31 protein-coding genes are annotated in these 16829 nt (G+C 41.5%); 29 read left to right on the plus strand and 2 right to left on the minus strand.

The genetic code is table 11. From position 1 onward, the window contains the following. Positions 1-8: 8 nt before the first annotated feature. From rplD to dsbD, 29 genes are all read left to right on the plus strand, one after another. Positions 9-629, plus strand: a complete 621-nt coding sequence (gene rplD, locus QMN06_RS00330) for a 50S ribosomal protein L4 (RefSeq protein WP_281970507.1) — start codon at positions 9-11, stop codon at positions 627-629. Then, entirely contained in the window at positions 626-940 is a 315-nt protein-coding gene (rplW, locus tag QMN06_RS00335; RefSeq protein ID WP_281970508.1) for a 50S ribosomal protein L23, read from the plus strand. The genes rplD and rplW overlap by 4 nt, the downstream gene beginning before the upstream one ends. After that, complete coding sequence (gene rplB / locus QMN06_RS00340; RefSeq protein ID WP_281970509.1) at positions 940-1770, plus strand: 50S ribosomal protein L2; 831 nt, start codon at positions 940-942, stop codon at positions 1768-1770. Before rplW ends, rplB begins: the two co-directional genes overlap by 1 nt. Before the next feature lie 18 nt (positions 1771-1788). Further along, complete coding sequence (rpsS, locus tag QMN06_RS00345) at positions 1789-2064, plus strand: 30S ribosomal protein S19 (protein WP_281970510.1); 276 nt, start codon at positions 1789-1791, stop codon at positions 2062-2064. A 9-nt stretch (positions 2065-2073) separates the two neighbouring features. Next, the gene (gene rplV / locus QMN06_RS00350) at positions 2074-2403 is read left to right on the plus strand and encodes a 50S ribosomal protein L22 (protein WP_281971690.1); all 330 of its coding nucleotides are present in this window, start codon (positions 2074-2076) and stop codon (positions 2401-2403) included. 9 nt (positions 2404-2412) lie between these two features. Beyond that, on the plus strand, positions 2413-3225 hold the full coding sequence (rpsC, locus tag QMN06_RS00355) for a 30S ribosomal protein S3 (protein ID WP_281970511.1): 813 nt from the start codon (positions 2413-2415) through the stop codon (positions 3223-3225). Between the two features lie 2 nt (positions 3226-3227). After that, positions 3228-3644, plus strand: a complete 417-nt coding sequence (gene rplP, locus QMN06_RS00360; RefSeq protein ID WP_281970512.1) for a 50S ribosomal protein L16 — start codon at positions 3228-3230, stop codon at positions 3642-3644. 14 nt (positions 3645-3658) lie between these two features. Then, entirely contained in the window at positions 3659-3853 is a 195-nt protein-coding gene (rpmC, locus tag QMN06_RS00365; RefSeq protein WP_281970513.1) for a 50S ribosomal protein L29, read from the plus strand. Continuing rightward, positions 3850-4119: a 30S ribosomal protein S17 gene (gene rpsQ / locus QMN06_RS00370; RefSeq protein WP_281970514.1), complete on the plus strand. Its 270-nt coding sequence runs from the start codon at positions 3850-3852 to the stop codon at positions 4117-4119. The genes rpmC and rpsQ overlap by 4 nt, the downstream gene beginning before the upstream one ends. 199 nt (positions 4120-4318) lie before the next feature. Then, on the plus strand, positions 4319-4687 hold the full coding sequence (gene rplN / locus QMN06_RS00375) for a 50S ribosomal protein L14 (RefSeq protein ID WP_281970515.1): 369 nt from the start codon (positions 4319-4321) through the stop codon (positions 4685-4687). Positions 4688-4696: 9 nt separating this feature from the next. Continuing rightward, a complete protein-coding gene (rplX, locus tag QMN06_RS00380) occupies positions 4697-5005 on the plus strand; it encodes a 50S ribosomal protein L24 (RefSeq protein WP_281970516.1) in 309 nt (102 codons plus the stop codon). Between the two features lie 11 nt (positions 5006-5016). Next, positions 5017-5559, plus strand: a complete 543-nt coding sequence (gene rplE, locus QMN06_RS00385; protein WP_281970517.1) for a 50S ribosomal protein L5 — start codon at positions 5017-5019, stop codon at positions 5557-5559. 9 nt (positions 5560-5568) lie between these two features. Continuing rightward, positions 5569-5874: a 30S ribosomal protein S14 gene (gene rpsN, locus QMN06_RS00390; RefSeq protein ID WP_281970518.1), complete on the plus strand. Its 306-nt coding sequence runs from the start codon at positions 5569-5571 to the stop codon at positions 5872-5874. A 21-nt stretch (positions 5875-5895) separates the two neighbouring features. Continuing rightward, positions 5896-6291, plus strand: a complete 396-nt coding sequence (gene rpsH, locus QMN06_RS00395) for a 30S ribosomal protein S8 (protein WP_281970519.1) — start codon at positions 5896-5898, stop codon at positions 6289-6291. An 11-nt stretch (positions 6292-6302) separates the two neighbouring features. Next, positions 6303-6836 carry a 50S ribosomal protein L6 gene (gene rplF / locus QMN06_RS00400; protein WP_281970520.1) on the plus strand — a complete coding sequence of 178 codons (534 nt, stop codon included), beginning with the start codon at positions 6303-6305 and terminating at the stop codon, positions 6834-6836. A 15-nt stretch (positions 6837-6851) separates the two neighbouring features. Then, complete coding sequence (gene rplR / locus QMN06_RS00405; RefSeq protein ID WP_281971691.1) at positions 6852-7205, plus strand: 50S ribosomal protein L18; 354 nt, start codon at positions 6852-6854, stop codon at positions 7203-7205. Positions 7206-7237: 32 nt separating this feature from the next. After that, positions 7238-7756 (plus strand): 30S ribosomal protein S5, encoded by a 519-nt coding sequence (gene rpsE / locus QMN06_RS00410; RefSeq protein WP_281970521.1) that lies wholly within the window; start codon positions 7238-7240, stop codon positions 7754-7756. Positions 7757-7773: 17 nt separating this feature from the next. Beyond that, entirely contained in the window at positions 7774-7959 is a 186-nt protein-coding gene (rpmD, locus tag QMN06_RS00415) for a 50S ribosomal protein L30 (RefSeq protein WP_281970522.1), read from the plus strand. A gap of 23 nt (positions 7960-7982) precedes the next feature. After that, positions 7983-8423: a 50S ribosomal protein L15 gene (gene rplO / locus QMN06_RS00420; protein ID WP_281971692.1), complete on the plus strand. Its 441-nt coding sequence runs from the start codon at positions 7983-7985 to the stop codon at positions 8421-8423. 3 nt (positions 8424-8426) lie between these two features. Then, the gene (gene secY / locus QMN06_RS00425; protein WP_281970523.1) at positions 8427-9770 is read left to right on the plus strand and encodes a preprotein translocase subunit SecY; all 1344 of its coding nucleotides are present in this window, start codon (positions 8427-8429) and stop codon (positions 9768-9770) included. Positions 9771-9772: 2 nt separating this feature from the next. After that, on the plus strand, positions 9773-9991 hold the full coding sequence (gene infA, locus QMN06_RS00430) for a translation initiation factor IF-1 (RefSeq protein WP_084285861.1): 219 nt from the start codon (positions 9773-9775) through the stop codon (positions 9989-9991). A gap of 23 nt (positions 9992-10014) precedes the next feature. Further along, complete coding sequence (gene rpmJ, locus QMN06_RS00435) at positions 10015-10131, plus strand: 50S ribosomal protein L36 (RefSeq protein WP_281970524.1); 117 nt, start codon at positions 10015-10017, stop codon at positions 10129-10131. A 24-nt stretch (positions 10132-10155) separates the two neighbouring features. Continuing rightward, positions 10156-10521 carry a 30S ribosomal protein S13 gene (rpsM, locus tag QMN06_RS00440; RefSeq protein WP_281970525.1) on the plus strand — a complete coding sequence of 122 codons (366 nt, stop codon included), beginning with the start codon at positions 10156-10158 and terminating at the stop codon, positions 10519-10521. 18 nt (positions 10522-10539) lie between these two features. Beyond that, positions 10540-10941 (plus strand): 30S ribosomal protein S11, encoded by a 402-nt coding sequence (gene rpsK / locus QMN06_RS00445; RefSeq protein WP_281970526.1) that lies wholly within the window; start codon positions 10540-10542, stop codon positions 10939-10941. A 96-nt stretch (positions 10942-11037) separates the two neighbouring features. Beyond that, positions 11038-11661: a 30S ribosomal protein S4 gene (rpsD, locus tag QMN06_RS00450; protein WP_281970527.1), complete on the plus strand. Its 624-nt coding sequence runs from the start codon at positions 11038-11040 to the stop codon at positions 11659-11661. 24 nt (positions 11662-11685) lie between these two features. Beyond that, complete coding sequence (gene rpoA / locus QMN06_RS00455; protein ID WP_281970528.1) at positions 11686-12666, plus strand: DNA-directed RNA polymerase subunit alpha; 981 nt, start codon at positions 11686-11688, stop codon at positions 12664-12666. Positions 12667-12681: 15 nt separating this feature from the next. Next, a complete protein-coding gene (gene rplQ / locus QMN06_RS00460; protein ID WP_281970529.1) occupies positions 12682-13074 on the plus strand; it encodes a 50S ribosomal protein L17 in 393 nt (130 codons plus the stop codon). Positions 13075-13176: 102 nt separating this feature from the next. Continuing rightward, on the plus strand, positions 13177-13521 hold the full coding sequence (gene cutA, locus QMN06_RS00465; protein WP_281970530.1) for a divalent-cation tolerance protein CutA: 345 nt from the start codon (positions 13177-13179) through the stop codon (positions 13519-13521). Then, positions 13514-15151, plus strand: coding sequence for a protein-disulfide reductase DsbD (dsbD, locus tag QMN06_RS00470; protein WP_281970531.1), 1638 nt, complete (start codon positions 13514-13516; stop codon positions 15149-15151). The genes cutA and dsbD overlap by 8 nt, the downstream gene beginning before the upstream one ends. Here the strand turns inward: dsbD and hemB are convergent. After that, positions 15134-16153, minus strand: a complete 1020-nt coding sequence (hemB, locus tag QMN06_RS00475) for a porphobilinogen synthase (RefSeq protein WP_281970532.1) — start codon at positions 16151-16153, stop codon at positions 15134-15136. The two genes, dsbD and hemB, sit on opposite strands and share 18 nt — an antisense overlap. Positions 16154-16163: 10 nt before the next feature. Then, the gene (yihA, locus tag QMN06_RS00480) at positions 16164-16787 is read right to left on the minus strand and encodes a ribosome biogenesis GTP-binding protein YihA/YsxC (protein WP_281970533.1); all 624 of its coding nucleotides are present in this window, start codon (positions 16785-16787) and stop codon (positions 16164-16166) included. Positions 16788-16829 lie beyond the last annotated feature (42 nt).

The following is a 16829-nucleotide window of genomic DNA, read 5'->3' on the forward strand; positions in this document are numbered from 1 at the left end:
GAGGCATTATGGAACTCAAGCTCCTAGAAGCAAATGGAAAAATTGGTGAGGCTGTATCAGCTTCACCAGAGGTATTCGAAAGAGAATACAACGAAGCTTTAGTGCACCAGGTTGTGATTGCTTATCAAGCAAATGCAAGAAGCGGTAATCGCGCACAAAAAGACCGTGAAATGGTTCATCACACAACCAAGAAGCCTTGGAATCAAAAAGGTACTGGACGCGCGAGAGCTGGTATGTCATCTTCACCATTATGGCGTGGAGGTGGACGGATATTCCCGAACTCGCCTGATGAGAATTTTTCACACAAAGTAAACAAGAAAATGTACCGTGCGGGTATGAGATCGATTTTGTCTCAATTAGCTCGCGAAGGTCGCCTAAATGTTGTTGATGACTTCAATTTAGATGCTCCAAAAACTAAGCTCTTGGCAGCTAAGGTAAAAGCGATGGGTCTTGAATCTGTTCTCATTATTTTGGATAAGGTAGATGAAAACTTGCATTTGGCATCGCGTAACTTGCACAAAGTTGCTATCGTAGAGCCAAAGCATGCTGATCCTTTATCACTCGTTCACTATCAAAATATTTTGGTTGGTAAAACAGCGATAGCGCAAATTGAGGAGATGCTCAAATGATACAAACCCGTAAAAATGAACATCGCCTATTAAGCATTTTGCTTGGCCCTGTAATTTCTGAAAAAGCAACTATGGTCGCTGATAAAAACGAACAAGTTGTTTTTGAAGTGGCTCGTGATGCAAATAAGTTGGAAATTAAAGGTGCCGTTGAAATGTTGTTCAAGGTTGAGGTTGAGTCGGTTCAGGTGGTCAATCAAAAAGGTAAGGCAAAGCGCTTTGGCCGTTTTGAAGGGCGTCGTAATCATGTGAAAAAAGCCTACGTTTCTTTGAAGCCGGGTCAAGAGATTAACTTTGAGTCGGAGGTTAAATAATGCCATTAATGAAAACTAAGCCGACGTCCCCAGGACGTCGCTCAATGGTAAAACTGGTTAATCCAGATTTACACAAAGGTAAACCATTTGCTCCGTTGCTCGAGCCACAGTTCCAACATGCCGGCCGTAACAATAACGGTCATATCACCACGCGTCATAAAGGTGGTGGACATAAGCATCACTATCGTATGGTTGATTTTAAGCGTAATGATAAAGATGGTATTCCAGCTAAGGTTGAGCGTTTAGAGTATGATCCGAACAGAAGCGCTAACGTAGCATTGATTTTGTTTGCTGATGGTGAAAGACGTTATGTTATCGCGGCAAAAGGCATGACAGTTGGCCAGGCAATCATGAATGGTTCAGAGGCGCCAATTAAGGCTGGTAATAATTTGCCAATCCGAAATATTCCAGTGGGTAGTACGATTCATTGTGTTGAAATCATGCCTGGCAAAGGTGCTCAAGTTGCTAGATCTGCTGGTGGTTCTGCGGTTCTTTTAGCTCGCGAAGGTATCTACGCTCAAGTAAGATTGCGCTCAGGCGAAGTTCGCCGAGTACACATTGAATGCCGTGCAACCATTGGTGAAGTAGGTAATGAAGAGCATTCATTGCGTCAAATTGGTAAAGCAGGTGCGAATCGTTGGCGTGGTATTCGCCCAACTGTTCGTGGTGTGGCTATGAATCCGGTCGATCACCCACATGGTGGTGGTGAAGGTCGTACTGGTGAGGGTCGCGTACCTGTATCTCCATGGGGAACCCCGACAAAGGGATATCGTACAAGACGTAATAAGCGTACTACGACAATGATCGTACAACGTCGTCAAAAACGTTAATCGATTGAGGAAATAAACATGACACGATCAGCTAAAAAAGGACCATTTTGTGACGTCAGCCTTGTAAAAAAGGTTGAGACTGCAGTGGCCATTAAAGACAAAAAGCCCATTAAAACATGGTCCAGACGTTCCACGATTCTGCCTGAATTTATCGGGCTGACGATTGCTGTGCATAACGGCCGTCAGCATGTACCGGTATATGTGTCAGAAAACATGGTAGGTCATAAACTCGGTGAATTTGCTTTGACTCGTACTTTTAAGGGTCATGCTGCCGATAAGAAAGCTAAGAAGTAAGGGGAAATGATGGAAACTAAAGCCATTCACCGTAGCGCTAGAATTAGTGCACAAAAGACTCGTTTGGTTGCGGACCAAATACGCGGATTGCCAATCTCACGAGCAATGAACATACTCGCTTTTAGCCCTAAGAAGGCCGCATTTATTGTGAAGAAAGTAGTTGAGTCAGCCATTGCAAATGCAGAGCACAATGCTGGAGCAGATATCGATGAGTTAAAAGTAAAGTCAATCACCGTTGATAAAGCTACATCTCTCAAGCGTTTTACTGCTCGCGCAAAAGGTCGCGGCAACAAAATTGAAAAACAAACTTGTCACATCACTGTGACTTTGAGTAATTAAGGAAGAGTCATGGGTCAAAAAATTAATCCCAATGGTTTCCGTTTAGCGGTTACTAAAAACTGGACTTCACGTTGGTACGCTGGCAATACAAATTTTGCAAGCATGCTACAAGAAGACATTGATGTACGTAACTACCTTAAAAAGAAGCTCAAAAATGCTTCCGTAAGTAAAGTTGTGATTGAGCGCCCAGCTAAAAATGCAAAAATAACTATCTTCAGCTCACGTCCAGGCGTGGTGATTGGTAAAAAGGGTGAAGACATTGAAGTTTTACGTAAAGAATTACAAAGGCGTATGGGAGTGCCCGTCCACGTCAACATCGAAGAAATCCGTAAGCCTGAAATTGATGCGCAGTTAATTGCAGACTCTATCACGCAACAGCTTGAAAAGCGTATTATGTTCCGTCGTGCGATGAAGCGTGCTATGCAAAGCGCAATGCGCTTAGGGGCTCAAGGAATCAAAATTATGAGCTCAGGACGATTAAACGGCGCTGAGATTGCGCGTCGTGAATGGTATCGCGAAGGTCGTGTTCCACTTCATACATTAAAAGCTGATATTGATTATGCAACATCAGAGGCTGAAACTACATACGGCATTATTGGTGTAAAAGTTTGGGTTTATAAAGGCGACACATTAGGGTCTGGAGTAGTAATTCCTGCAGCTCCTGTTGCTGAAGCGGAAGAAGATAAAAAGCCACGTCGTGCACCACGTGCCCCACGTAAAGCAGATGGCGCAACTACTGAAGACAAGCCAGAAGTTAAAGCCGCTGTTAAGCGTGTGCGTAAAGTTGTCAAGCCTGAAGATGCACCTAAGGCAGGAGAATAATTATGTTGCAACCAAAACGTCGTAAATATAGAAAAGAACAAAAAGGCCGTAATACTGGCAAAGCAACACGTGGAAGTTCTGTTGCCTTTGGCGATTTCGGTTTAAAAGCTATGGGTCGTGGAAGATTGACTGCGCGTCAAATTGAAGCTGCGCGTCGTGCGATGACTCGTCACATTAAACGTGGCGGTCGTATTTGGATTCGAATTTTCCCAGATAAGCCAATTTCAACTAAGCCAGCTGAAGTTCGTATGGGTAACGGTAAAGGTAATCCTGAGTATTACGTAGCTGAAATTCAGCCAGGTAAAGTATTGTATGAAATGGACGGTGTGGAAGAGTCCTTGGCGCGTGAAGCTTTTCGTTTAGCTTCAGCTAAGTTACCGATCCAAACGGCATTTGTTGTTCGTCAAATTGGCTCTTAAGCTGGAGAAAAGACATGGAAATGAAAGAACTATTGGCTAAAGATGTTAAAGGCCTCAACAACGAACTCTCAGAGTTATTAAAGGCGCAATTTAAATTGCGTATGCAAAAAGGTACGCAACAGTTGCAAGACTCAAGTCAGCTTAGTAAAACTAAGAAAGCGATTGCGCGTGTCAAAACAGCTTTGAATCAAAAGGCGGCTGAAAAATGAATAAAGAAACTCAATCTTTAAAAAGAACATTAGTTGGTCGCGTTGTTAGCGACAAAATGCAAAAGACGGTTACTGTCCTCGTAGAGAGAAAAGTAAAGCACGAATTGTATGGTAAATATTTTGGTGTTTCGAAGAAATATCATGCTCATGACGAATCAGACCAGATCAAGATTGGTGACACTGTTGAAATTTCTGAATCTAGACCAATGTCTAGAACAAAATCATGGGTGGTAACAAGAGTAGTAGAAGAATCAAAAGGCATTTAAAAAAGCTTGCAAGTTTTATTTAAGCTTGCTATAGTAGAGGGCTTCCTGTAATTTATCGCAAATTTATGCAGAATTGCAGGAATAAAGAGCGTTGCAAAAGCATTTATTAATCCGGGCTTAAGTTGTTTAAATAAACAATTAAAGCCCTTAACGGAACCAAGACTGATTGCCTTCGGGTATTTAAGTTGGGGATAAAAAAATGATTCAAACTGAAAGCAGACTACAGGTCGCTGATAATACTGGCGCCAGTGAAGTAATGTGCATTAAGGTCTTGGGTGGTTCCAAGCGCCGTTATGCAAGCATTGGCGACATTATTAAAGTAACCGTTAAATCCGCAGCTCCTAGAGGGCGCGTGAAAAAAGGTGATATTTACAACGCTGTCGTTGTACGTACAGCCAAGGGCGTCCGTCGCGCTGATGGATCTTTAATTAAATTTGATGCTAATGCGGCGGTTTTGCTGAATGCAAAATTAGAGCCAATTGGAACACGTATCTTTGGCCCTGTAACGCGTGAATTGCGTACAGAGCGTTTTATGAAGATTGTTTCATTAGCGCCTGAAGTGATCTAAGGAGAGGCCATGAAAAAGATTCGTAAAGGTGATCAGGTCATTGTTACTACTGGTCGCGACAAAGGTAAGCAAGGAACTGTTACTGCCATACTTGACCAAAAGATTTTGGTTGAAGGCATTAACCAGTACAAAAAAAATGTTAAGCCCAACCCAGCGGCGGGTGTAACAGGTGGTGTAATCGATAAAACGATGCCGATTCAAATTTCGAATGTGGCTCACATCGATGCAAATGGTAAGCCATCGCGTGTAGGTATTAAAGAAGTGGACGGTAAAAAAGTTCGTTTCTTGAAGACCACAGGTGCAACTTTAGCGGCTTAAGGGGAAGAAATATGACAACGAGATTTCAAGAGCACTATACAAAAACTGTTGTTGGCGAATTAACCGCAAAGTTTGGTTATAAGTCCGTAATGGAAGTGCCGCGCATTACAAAAATTACCCTTAATATGGGTTTAGGCGAAGCTGTTGCCGATAAAAAAGTAATTGAGCATGCCGTGGGCGATTTAACAAAGGTGGCTGGTCAAAAGCCTGTTGTTACTGTTGCTAGAAAAGCGATTGCTGGATTTAAGATTCGTCAAGGTTATCCAATTGGTGCAATGGTAACTTTACGTGGTCAAAGAATGTATGAGTTTTTAGATCGTTTTATTACCGTTGCATTACCTCGTGTGCGTGATTTTCGTGGTGTATCTGGAAAAGCTTTTGACGGCCGTGGAAATTACAACATTGGCGTTAAAGAGCAGATTATTTTCCCGGAAATTGAATACGACAAAATCGATGCTTTGCGTGGATTAAACATCAGTATCACTACAACCGCTAAAACAGATGATGAAGCAAAAGCTTTGTTAGCGGCCTTTAAATTTCCTTTCCGTAACTAAGAGGTTAACGTGGCTAAACTTTCATTAATTGAGCGCGAAAAAAAACGTACAAAGACTGTTGCTAAATTTGCCGTAAAACGCGCAGAGTTAAAAGCAATCATTGAAGATACCTCTAAGTCTGAGGAAGAGCGCTATGACGCGCGTTTAAAGTTACAAGCTTTACCTCGTAACGCTAGCCCCACTCGCCAACGTAACCGTTGTGCTTTGACTGGACGTCCACGTGGCACATTCCGTAAATTCGGTTTGGGTCGCGGCAAGATCCGTGAGATTGCCTTTAGGGGTGAAATTCCGGGCGTTACTAAAGCCAGCTGGTAATAGTAGAGATTAGGAGAAATTATGAGCTTTACCGATCCAATCGCAGATATGTTAACCCGGATTCGCAATGCGCAAGCAGTGCAAAAGCCAGGTGTAACAATGCCATCATCTAAATTAAAAGTTGCTATTGCAAATGTTTTAAAAGATGAGGGTTATATCGATAGTTTTGATATCGTGGGTGAAACCGCGAAACCTGTTTTAAGTATTACCCTGAAATACTATGCTGGTCGTCCAGTTATTGAGCGCATTGAGCGCGTTTCAAAGCCCAGCTTACGTATTTACAAAGGTCGTCACGACATACCTGAAGTTATGAATGGTTTAGGCGTGGCAATTATTTCAACCCCACAAGGTTTGATGACTGATCGTAAAGCTCGCGCTAATGGCGTGGGTGGCGAAGTTATCTGCTATGTCGCCTAAGGAGAACGAATATGTCACGTGTTGGTAAATCGCCTATTCAAGTTCCTACTGGTGCAGAGATTCAAATTGCTGGAGCATTGCTTACGGTAAAGGGCCCACTTGGCACCTTGACCCATAACTTGCATCCACTAGTTTCTTTGAAGCAGGAAGCAGGATCATTACAAGTTACTTGCAATGATGAGTCTCGTGAATCAAATGCTCTATCTGGAACTACCCGTGCCCTTGTGAATAACATGGTTACTGGTGTTACTAAGGGTTTTGAGCGCAAATTAAATTTAATTGGTGTGGGTTATCGTGCAGCAGCACAAGGTAAGTCTTTAAAGCTTCAACTTGGTTTTTCTCATGATGTAATTTATGAGTTACCAGAGGGCGTAAAAGCAGAGACTCCTACTCAAACTGAAATCATTATTAAGGGCGCCAACAAGCAACAAGTTGGACAAGTAGCCGCTGAAGTTCGTTCTTACAGAACTCCTGAGCCTTATAAAGGTAAGGGCGTACGTTATAGCGATGAAGTGGTTCTCATTAAAGAAACAAAGAAGAAGTAATCGAGGCCGAATATGATGAACAAAAAAGAATCCCGTATCCGTCGTTCACGCCAGACACGTATCAAGATTGCAGAACTCGCAGTACCTCGAGTTGCTATCATGCGTACCAATCTGCATATCACTGCTCAACTTTTCAGTTCTTGTGGAACAAAAGTTTTGGCAGCGGCTTCGACAATGGAAAAAGAATTACGTAGTAGCTTAACAAATGGTGGCAATAGCAATGCTGCAAAAGAAATTGGCAAACTAATTGCTGAGCGTGCATTAAAAGCTGGTGTTACAGAAGTAGCTTTTGATCGTTCAGGTTTTCGTTATCACGGACGCGTTAAAGCTTTAGCAGAAGCCGCTCGTGAAGCTGGACTGAAGTTCTAAGAGCAGATTAAGTAAAGGTCAAGGAAAAGAACATGGCAAAAATGCAAGCAAAGATGGCAGCAGAAGAGCGTGATGATGGTTTACGCGAAAAAATGATTGCTGTTAACCGCGTAACTAAAGTGGTTAAAGGTGGTCGTATTTTAGGTTTTGCTGCTTTAACTGTAGTTGGTGATGGTGATGGCCGAATTGGCATGGGCAAAGGAAAATCTAAAGAAGTTCCAGTTGCCGTGCAAAAAGCAATGGACGAAGCTCGTCGTAAGATGATCAAGGTTCCACTCCGTCAAGGCACACTTCAACATTCTGTAATCGGTGAACACGGCGCGTCTCGCGTTTTGATTTCTCCTGCAAAAGAAGGTACTGGAGTGATTGCAGGTGGTCCAATGCGTGCAATATTTGATGTAATGGGCGTTACAAACGTGGTTGCAAAGTCGATTGGTTCAACAAATCCATACAACATGGTTAGAGCAACGATCAATGGCTTAAGCAAGATGAGCACGCCTTCAGAGATTGCTGCTAAACGTGGCAAGTCAATCGAAGAAATTTTAGGTTAAGTGAATCGAGAATAAACATGACTGAAAAGAAAACCGTAAAAATTAAATTAGTTCGTAGCCTGATCGGCACACGTGAAAGCCATCGTGCAACAGTCCGTGGCCTTGGTCTTGGTCGTGTTAATACAACATCTGAATTAGAGGACACGCCAGCTGTACGCGGCATGATGAATAAAGTGTCTTATCTTATTAAAGAATTAAATTAAGCCATTAATTGACAGAGGAAATGATGGAATTAAATAACTTAAAACCTGCTGCTGGCGCAAAACATGCAAAACGTCGTGTTGGGCGTGGAATTGGTTCTGGCCTTGGTAAAACTGCTGGTCGTGGACACAAGGGACAAAAGTCTCGTTCAGGTGGCTTTCATAAAGTTGGATTTGAGGGCGGTCAAATGCCTTTATATCGCCGCTTGCCTAAGCGTGGATTTGTATCATTGACACGCCGTCACGTTGGTGAAATCACATTAACAGATATTGAGCGTTTGAATGTATCTGAAATTGACTTAGTTGTACTTAAGCAAAATGGCTTAGCAAATGAACAGATTAAATCAGTAAAAGTAATTAAAACTGGTGAGTTGACAAAAGCTGTAACATTAAAAGGCTTAACAGCCACTGCAGGCGCGCGTGCCGCGATTGAAGCTGTTGGTGGTAAATTGGTTGAGGAAGTGTAATTAATGGCAACCTCTTCTCCAACCGCTTCTAGCCTGATGAAGTCAGGAAACAAATTTGGCGATTTAAAAAATCGTCTGTTGTTTCTCGTCATGGCATTAGTGGTTTATAGAGTAGGCGCACATATTCCAGTACCTGGAATTGATCCGAACCAATTAGCAAGTCTATTTAATGACGCTAAAGGTGGGATTTTGGGAATGTTTAACTTATTCTCAGGTGGAGCATTATCCCGTTTTACCATTTTTGCATTAGGTATCATGCCTTACATTTCTGCGTCGATTATTATGCAATTGCTGACAGTGGTGATTCCTACATTTGAGGCGATTAAAAAAGAAGGTCGTTCAGGGCAAAGAAAAATAACGCAATATACGCGATATGCCACCCTTGGATTAGCTACTTTTCAGGCATTAGGTATTGCAATAGCGCTTGAGTCACAAGCTGGACTGGTCACCGATCCAGGATCTATTTTCCGCCTGACTACAGTTGTTACCTTGGTTACTGGAACGATGTTTCTCATGTGGTTAGGAGAGCAAGTCACGGAGCGTGGATTGGGTAATGGTATTTCAATCATCATCTTTGCTGGTATTGCCTCTGGTTTACCAAACGCTTTAGGCGGATTATTAGAGTTGGTGCGTACGGGCTCAATGAGTATTATTTCATCTATATTAGTAGTTTTGGTTGTGGCTGCAGTAACTTATTTTGTCGTATTTGTTGAGCGTGGCCAACGCCGTATATTGGTTAATTATGCCAAGCGTCAAGTTGGTAACAAGGTTTATGGCGGACAATCATCCCATTTACCATTGAAGTTGAACATGGCGGGTGTAATTCCTCCCATCTTTGCATCTTCAATCATCTTGTTCCCTGCAACGATTGCTCAGTGGTTTACTGCTGGTGAAAACACGAACATGTTCTCACGTTTTATTAAAGACTTATCAAGCACCTTACAACCTGGTCAGCCTGTTTATATTATTTTGTACGCAACTGCGATTATTTTCTTTTGTTTTTTCTACACAGCTCTAGTGTTTAATAGCCGTGAGACATCAGATAACTTGAAAAAAAGCGGAGCATTTGTACCTGGCATACGTCCCGGAGATCAAACTGCTAAGTACATTGATAAAATTTTAGCTAGATTAACTCTTGCAGGCGCAGCTTACATTACCTTAGTTTGTTTATTGCCAGAGTTTTTAGTATTGAATTGGCAAGTACCTTTTTATTTTGGCGGCACGTCATTGCTAATTATTGTTGTTGTAACAATGGATTTTATGGCGCAAGTGCAGTCATATCTGATGCAACAACAATATGATTCATTAATGAAAAAAGCGAATTTTAAAATGGGTCCAGGCGTCTAAATATGGCTAAAGATGATGTCATACAGATGGCTGGCGAAATTGTAGAGAATTTACCGAATGCGATGTTTCGGGTGAAGTTGGAAAATGGACATGTAGTTTTGGGACATATTTCCGGAAAGATGCGGATGCACTATATTCGTATTCTTCCTGGTGATAAGGTTACTGTGGAGATGACTCCATACGACCTAACGCGTGCACGAATTATTTTTCGTGCCAAGTAGTACGAATTGGAGAGGGGTTAGTCATGAAAGTATTGGCATCAGTTAAATGTATTTGCCGTAACTGCAAGATCATTAAGCGTAAAGGCGTATTACGTGTGATTTGTTCATCAGATCCACGTCATAAGCAGCGTCAAGGTTAAGTAGATTAATTTAGAGGAATTTATATGGCACGTATCGCCGGGGTAAACATCCCCAACCATAAACATACCGTTATCGGATTAACTTCGATTTTCGGGATTGGCATCACTCGCGCTAGACAAATTTGCGAAGCTTCGAGTGTTCCTGAGTCCAAAAAAGTCAAAGATTTGACTGATTCAGACTTGGAAAAAATTCGTGAGCAAGTAGGTTTATTTGCCACTGAGGGAGATCTTCGTCGAGAAGTAACGATGAATATTAAACGCCTCATGGACTTGGGCTGTTATCGTGGCGTTCGTCACCGTAAAGGTCTTCCGGTTCGTGGTCAGCGTACTAAGACAAATGCACGCACACGCAAAGGTCCGCGTAAAGCAGGCATTGCGCTCAAGAAATAATAGGAAAGCGGAACTTATATGGCAAAACCACAACAAGCGAATGCAACAAGAGTTCGCAAGAAGGTTAAAAAGAATATTGCTGACGGCATTGCACACGTGCATGCTTCATTCAACAATACCATTGTTACGATCACTGATCGTCAAGGAAATGCTCTTTCTTGGGCTACTTCTGGCGGACAGGGCTTCAAAGGCTCAAGAAAATCTACACCATTTGCTGCTCAGGTTGCAGCGGAAGTTGCTGGTAAAGCAGCCATTGAATGTGGTATTAAAAATTTAGAAGTTCAAATCAAGGGTCCTGGTCCTGGTCGTGAGTCAGCTGTTAGAGCTCTTAACGGTTTAGGTATCAAGATTACTGAGATTCAGGATGTGACACCAGTTCCGCATAATGGTTGTCGCCCTCCTAAGCGTCGTCGCATTTAAGTCTTTAAACGCGATTTTTTAAATTAAGCCCACCGTTCAAATATATACATTTGAACTTACCCACTGTGAAAACAGCGGCAAAGAAAGGAAATACACGTGGCACGTTATATAGGCCCTAAGGCTAAATTATCACGTCGGGAAGGTACCGACTTATTTTTAAAAAGCGCTCGTCGTCCACTTGCTGATAAATGCAAGTTAGATAGCAAGCCAGGTCAACATGGCCGTACATCTGGAGCTCGTACTTCAGATTATGGCAATCAGTTGCGCGAAAAGCAAAAAGTGAAAAGAATGTATGGCATTCTTGAGCGTCAATTTAGACGTTACTTTGCAGAAGCTGATCGCCGCAAAGGTAATACTGGTGAAACATTATTGTCCTTATTGGAGTCACGTTTAGATAATGTGGTTTATCGCATGGGGTTCGGATCAACTCGTTCTGAGGCAAGACAATTAGTGTCTCATAAAGCAATTGTAGTGAATGGTGATGTTGTGAACATTCCTTCAATGCAAGTGAAGCCAGGTGACATTGTTGCCATCCATGAGAAAGCAAAAAAACAAACTCGTGTTCAAGAAGCCTTGACGTTAGCGCAACAAATTGGACCTGCAAGTTGGGTTAGCGTTGACGCCACTAAATTAGAAGGAACATTTAAAAAAGTTCCTGACCGTGATGAACTTAGTGGTGATATCAACGAAAGCTTGATTGTCGAACTTTATTCACGTTAATTGAGGCATCCCTAAGGAAAATATATGCAAACAACACTGCTGAAGCCCAAAATTATTTCTGTAGAAGCAATTGGCCCTAATCAGGCAAAAGTCGTTATGGAGCCATTTGAACGTGGCTATGGCCACACTCTTGGTAATGCATTACGTCGTGTACTTTTATCTTCAATGGCTGGTTATGCACCAACTGAAGTAAGTATAGGTGGGGTAGTACATGAGTACTCCACATTAGACGGCGTTCAAGAAGACGTTGTTAATTTATTACTCAATTTAAAAGGTATTGTATTTAAGCTTGAGTCACGTGATGAAGTTACAGTCATGTTGCGTAAAGAAGGACCTTGCATCGTTACTGCTGCTGATATTGATTTACCGCATGATATTACATTAATTAATCCAGAGCACGTGATTGCAAATTTATCTGCAGGTGGTAAGTTAGATATGCAAATTAAGATTGAAAAAGGTCGCGGTTATGTACCTGGTAACCAACGTCACTACTCAGATGAAAACACCAAGTTAATTGGTCGTATTGTTTTGGATGCATCATTTAGTCCAATCAAACGTGTTAGTTATGCTGTTGAGTCTGCTCGTGTAGAACAACGTACTGACCTAGACAGACTGGTAATGACAATTGAAACTAACGGAGTTATTACTCCTGAAGAAGCCATTCGTCAATCAGCTGGAATCTTAGTAGATCAACTCGTAGTCTTTGCCGCGTTAGAAAATAACCAAGTTATGGGTGATGTTCAGTCTGCCCGTTCACCGATGGTTGATCCAATGTTGTTGCGTCCTGTAGATGATTTAGAGTTAACAGTACGTTCAGCGAATTGCTTAAAAGCTGAAAACATTTATTACATTGGTGATTTAATTCAACGCTCTGAAAATGAGTTGTTAAAGACTCCTAATTTGGGACGTAAATCCCTTAATGAAATTAAAGACGTTTTAGCTGCTCGCGGATTAACTTTAGGAATGAAGTTAGAAAGCTGGCCTCCAACAGGTCTAGAGAAATAATAGAAAGGAAGTATCATGCGTCACGGAAACGGACTGCGTAAGCTCAATCGTACATCTTCCCATCGTTTAGCGATGTTGCGTAATATGTCTAATTCATTGTTACAACATGAGTTAATTAAGACAACATTACCAAAAGCTAAAGAGTTGCGTCGTGTTGTAGAGCCATTAATTACGCTTGGTAAAAAAGATAATTTAGCGAATCGTCGTTTAGCGTTTAACCGCTTACGTGATCGTGAAATGGTTACTAAACTCTTCACTGAATTAGGCCCACGTTATGCTGCACGTCCAGGTGGTTACACTCGAATCCTTAAATTTGGATTCAGGGTTGGTGACAATGCACCAATGGCTCTTGTTGAGTTAGTTGATCGTCCGGCAATGGATGAAACTGAGGCAGTTGAAGCAGAGTAAATTGACGATGTAAACCAAAAAGCCAGGCTCAAATTGACCCTGGCTTTTTTGTTCTGCAAACCATAGAAAACTCTGACACAATAAGGTACTAGATACCATCATATGAACATACATCAGCCTATCATTGTTACGGTTAGTTTTCCAAGCAAAGAAATTGCATTAGAAATAGCCAAACAGTTAATTGAAAAACAATTAATTGCTTGCGCACAATTTTCTGCTGTCGAAAGTTTGTATCGCTGGCAGAATCAGCTAGAAAACAGTCAAGAGGTGATGATGCATGCCAAATCGATTCACACCTATTGGCCTGCAATACAAGCTTGCGTCAAAGAATTTCATCCATATGAGATTCCTGAAATAATCGCAACTCCAATACTTGAAATTGAAGCCACTTATTTACATTGGATGTTAGAGGAGTTAGGACAATCAGGGCAGCAGTTGTATGTTTAAAAACTATCTGAAACACCTGCTCATTTTTGTATTAAGTACCTTGACATTAATTAGTCATGGGAAAGAGTACTTGAGACCTGAGGAAGCTTTTCAAGTTCGTGGCCAATTAACTCAACAGGGTTTAGAAATTACGTTTGATAACTCAAAAGGGTATTACATTTATCAAGATTCAATTCAAGTAAATACTAAATTAGATGGACTTTTAACCTTATTAAAACCCGAACAATTACCTGTTCCTCACGAAAAATTTGATGATAATTTTCAGAAAATAGTGAGGACATATGACGGCATTATTAGTTATCGATTTAATGCCAACAGTCTGCCAAAACAAATACCCCTTTACTTAGAAATACAAGTACAGGGCTGTGCAGAAAAAGGTATTTGCTATCCCCCAATGACACGGTATATGCAAATCGTTCAATATGATTCTATCGTTCAATCGGTAGCATCTGCTGAGCAATTATTGCCTAGCAACAATGAAACAACAACATCTTGGTGGGAAGCAAAAGATGATTTAAATGCTTTAAACAGATTACTAGGGAGTACCTCTACGCCAGTATTGCTTGGAATATTTTTTATGTTGGGACTTGGGTTGGCATTTACGCCATGTATGTTGCCGATGTTGCCGATTTTATCGAGTATTGTTTTTGGTGCAACATCGGGTCAGCAGCCATCTCGAAAAAAATCATTGACCCTTGCTAGCCTATACGTACTTGGAATGGCTTTAGCCTTTAGTCTCGCCGGAATGGCAACTGCCTGGTTTGGTGCTGGAGTTTCTAGCGTATTACAAAACCCAATTGTAGTTATCGGCTTTGGATTACTAATGATTGGATTATCAGCAAGCTTAATGGGGATGTATGAACTCAGGTTGCCTCACGCTTGGAATCAAATGGTACATCAGTGGATGGATCAACACCAAGGCGGAAGTTTATTTGGAGTATTTATGCTTGGGGCGTTGTCGAGCTTAATCGCAAGCCCTTGCGTCACAGCCCCATTAGCGGGTGTACTTACATTTATAGCTCAAAGTGGAAAAGTAGAATTAGGTGGACTCATTTTATTTGCTATGGCCTTAGGCATGGGGGTGCCATTATTACTCTTTGCGATTGGGGCAAGAAGTTTGGTACCCAAAGCTGGTTCTTGGATGGTGCGAGTCCAACGCGTTTTAGCAATTTTATTAATAGGGTTTGCCTTGTGGATGATGTATCCCGCTGTGAGTAGTTTGATCAGCGGACCTAGGCAAGTAGGTACCAAAGAAATTGGTGGACTAGATTATCAAGTGGTAACCTCGTTAGATGGGCTCAAACAATCGATCAGCCTATTAACGAAAGAACAAGATGGGGTTTTTATTACCTACTATGCTGATTGGTGCGTTAGCTGCAAAGAGATAGACAAAATAGTTTTGAGTAATCAAGATATAAAAAACCAATTACAAAACTTTAAAAGAATTGAAGTAGATGTCACGACCTCAGGAATCAATGAAAAAGAACTATTAAATGAGTACCAATTATTTGGCCCACCAGCATTTATTTTTATTAACGCGCAAGGTCAGGAAGTTGAGAAGCTCAGAGTAGTTGGAATTATTTCACCGGAAAAACTGCAAGAAAAATTAAGATTACTTCGACAGAAGTAATCTTGCAGCATCTAAAGCGAAATAAGTGAGGATGCCATCAGCACCCGCTCTTCGAAAAGCCATTAAAGATTCCATCATGACTTGATCGTGATCCAGCCAATTGTTTTGTGACGCAGCTTTGATCATCGTATATTCCCCACTCACCTGATAGGCGAAGGTGGGATATCCAAAGGTATCTTTAACGCGGCGCACGATATCTAAATAAGGCATACCTGGCTTAATCATGACCATATCAGCACCTTCAGAAATATCAAGAGCGACTTCACGAATTGCTTCATCGGAATTACAAAAGTCCATTTGATAGGTTTTTTTATTGCCTTTACCTAAGTTGCCTGAAGAGCCGACGGCATCTCGAAAAGGACCATAAAAAGCAGACGCATATTTTGCGGAATACGCCATGATTTGGGTATGAATAAAACCTTCAGACTCTAAGCCATCACGGATTTCGATAATACGACCATCCATCATATCGGAGGGTGCCACAATATCAGATCCAGCTCTTGCCTGACAAATTGCCTGTTGCACCAAGACTTCCGTTGTTTCTTCATTGAGCACATAACCTGATTCGTCAATCAGGCCATCTTGGCCATGACTGGTGTATGGATCTAGAGCAACGTCCGTCATAATGCCTAATTCAGGGAAGTGATCTTTGAGAGTTTTTACAGCATTGGGTACGAGACCATTTGGATTAAAAGCTTCAGCACCATCCAGTGTTTTTAATGATGAATCAATAACCGGAAATAGGGCCATCACAGGAATACCTAAATCTACACATTGCTTTGCGGTTTCTAACAAGATATCGACGGATTGTCTTTCGACCCCAGGCATTGAAGGTACAGCCTCTCGGCGTCCTTTGCCCTCAAGCACAAAAACAGGATATATAAAATTTCTAGGAGACAAGTCTGTTTCTTGAATCAAGGCTCTTGACCATTGATTTAGGCGAGCCCTGCGGGGGCGGTGTAAAGGATATTGTAAAGACGTAGAGCAAGAAGTATTTGACATAAATAAGCCTTTAATTAATTAACCATTTACAGACAAGTTCATCCGCCTGTTCGAGACCAATTCGTTTGGTGCTTGAAAATAATTGTGCAGTGAGTTCGCCAAAATGTGGGTGAAAATCATTTAAGGATTTTAATTCATCTTTAACAGCTTTCATCACTAGGGATTTTTCTGATAAATTTAATTTGTCACATTTTGTAATCAACAAGTGGACTGGTTTACCCGTTGGACAAAACCACTCCAACATATTTCGATCGAGGTCTGTGATGCCCCTTCTGGAGTCAACAATCAGCACCATCCCGCGTAGCTGATTTCTTTCTTGTAAGTACTTACTTAGCAAATTTTCCCAATGAGCCTGTACTTTCCGATCAACTTTTGCATAACCATAACCTGGTAAATCCACTAAATGACCTAAGATAAGTTCCTTATCTGGTATACAAAAAAAGTTAATATGTTGGGTTCGACCGGGGGTTTTACTTGCAAAAGCAAGGCGTTTTTGGGAGCAAAGCACATTAATTGCAGTCGATTTTCCAGCGTTTGACCTTCCCGCAAAAGCAATTTCCGGGAGGGGGTCCTTGGGTAAGTCGGCTAGATGATTGACCGTAACAAAAAACTTGGCTTGTTGAAGCTTTGACATAAATGATCGAAAAATTGAAGCTATTGTAAAATTACGTATATA

The organism is Polynucleobacter sp. SHI8, from assembly GCF_027944005.1.
GTDB lineage: Bacteria > Pseudomonadota > Gammaproteobacteria > Burkholderiales > Burkholderiaceae > Polynucleobacter.

What these genes read in the sequence shown, in the direction of transcription:
- rplD (WP_281970507.1), top strand. Translation starts at nt 9, where the DNA reads ATGGAACTCAAGCTCCTAGAAGCAAATGGAAAAATTGGTGAGGCTGTA.
- rplW (WP_281970508.1), top strand. Translation starts at nt 626, where the DNA reads ATGATACAAACCCGTAAAAATGAACATCGCCTATTAAGCATTTTGCTT.
- rplB (WP_281970509.1), top strand. Translation starts at nt 940, where the DNA reads ATGCCATTAATGAAAACTAAGCCGACGTCCCCAGGACGTCGCTCAATG.
- rpsS (WP_281970510.1), top strand. Translation starts at nt 1,789, where the DNA reads ATGACACGATCAGCTAAAAAAGGACCATTTTGTGACGTCAGCCTTGTA.
- rplV (WP_281971690.1), top strand. Translation starts at nt 2,074, where the DNA reads ATGGAAACTAAAGCCATTCACCGTAGCGCTAGAATTAGTGCACAAAAG.
- rpsC (WP_281970511.1), top strand. Translation starts at nt 2,413, where the DNA reads ATGGGTCAAAAAATTAATCCCAATGGTTTCCGTTTAGCGGTTACTAAA.
- rplP (WP_281970512.1), top strand. Translation starts at nt 3,228, where the DNA reads ATGTTGCAACCAAAACGTCGTAAATATAGAAAAGAACAAAAAGGCCGT.
- rpmC (WP_281970513.1), top strand. Translation starts at nt 3,659, where the DNA reads ATGGAAATGAAAGAACTATTGGCTAAAGATGTTAAAGGCCTCAACAAC.
- rpsQ (WP_281970514.1), top strand. Translation starts at nt 3,850, where the DNA reads ATGAATAAAGAAACTCAATCTTTAAAAAGAACATTAGTTGGTCGCGTT.
- rplN (WP_281970515.1), top strand. Translation starts at nt 4,319, where the DNA reads ATGATTCAAACTGAAAGCAGACTACAGGTCGCTGATAATACTGGCGCC.
- rplX (WP_281970516.1), top strand. Translation starts at nt 4,697, where the DNA reads ATGAAAAAGATTCGTAAAGGTGATCAGGTCATTGTTACTACTGGTCGC.
- rplE (WP_281970517.1), top strand. Translation starts at nt 5,017, where the DNA reads ATGACAACGAGATTTCAAGAGCACTATACAAAAACTGTTGTTGGCGAA.
- rpsH (WP_281970519.1), top strand. Translation starts at nt 5,896, where the DNA reads ATGAGCTTTACCGATCCAATCGCAGATATGTTAACCCGGATTCGCAAT.
- rplF (WP_281970520.1), top strand. Translation starts at nt 6,303, where the DNA reads ATGTCACGTGTTGGTAAATCGCCTATTCAAGTTCCTACTGGTGCAGAG.
- rplR (WP_281971691.1), top strand. Translation starts at nt 6,852, where the DNA reads ATGAACAAAAAAGAATCCCGTATCCGTCGTTCACGCCAGACACGTATC.
- rpsE (WP_281970521.1), top strand. Translation starts at nt 7,238, where the DNA reads ATGGCAAAAATGCAAGCAAAGATGGCAGCAGAAGAGCGTGATGATGGT.
- rpmD (WP_281970522.1), top strand. Translation starts at nt 7,774, where the DNA reads ATGACTGAAAAGAAAACCGTAAAAATTAAATTAGTTCGTAGCCTGATC.
- rplO (WP_281971692.1), top strand. Translation starts at nt 7,983, where the DNA reads ATGGAATTAAATAACTTAAAACCTGCTGCTGGCGCAAAACATGCAAAA.
- secY (WP_281970523.1), top strand. Translation starts at nt 8,427, where the DNA reads ATGGCAACCTCTTCTCCAACCGCTTCTAGCCTGATGAAGTCAGGAAAC.
- infA (WP_084285861.1), top strand. Translation starts at nt 9,773, where the DNA reads ATGGCTAAAGATGATGTCATACAGATGGCTGGCGAAATTGTAGAGAAT.
- rpmJ (WP_281970524.1), top strand. Translation starts at nt 10,015, where the DNA reads ATGAAAGTATTGGCATCAGTTAAATGTATTTGCCGTAACTGCAAGATC.
- rpsM (WP_281970525.1), top strand. Translation starts at nt 10,156, where the DNA reads ATGGCACGTATCGCCGGGGTAAACATCCCCAACCATAAACATACCGTT.
- rpsK (WP_281970526.1), top strand. Translation starts at nt 10,540, where the DNA reads ATGGCAAAACCACAACAAGCGAATGCAACAAGAGTTCGCAAGAAGGTT.
- rpoA (WP_281970528.1), top strand. Translation starts at nt 11,686, where the DNA reads ATGCAAACAACACTGCTGAAGCCCAAAATTATTTCTGTAGAAGCAATT.
- rplQ (WP_281970529.1), top strand. Translation starts at nt 12,682, where the DNA reads ATGCGTCACGGAAACGGACTGCGTAAGCTCAATCGTACATCTTCCCAT.
- cutA (WP_281970530.1), top strand. Translation starts at nt 13,177, where the DNA reads ATGAACATACATCAGCCTATCATTGTTACGGTTAGTTTTCCAAGCAAA.
- dsbD (WP_281970531.1), top strand. Translation starts at nt 13,514, where the DNA reads ATGTTTAAAAACTATCTGAAACACCTGCTCATTTTTGTATTAAGTACC.
- hemB (WP_281970532.1), bottom strand. Translation starts at nt 16,153, where the DNA reads ATGTCAAATACTTCTTGCTCTACGTCTTTACAATATCCTTTACACCGC.
- yihA (WP_281970533.1), bottom strand. Translation starts at nt 16,787, where the DNA reads ATGTCAAAGCTTCAACAAGCCAAGTTTTTTGTTACGGTCAATCATCTA.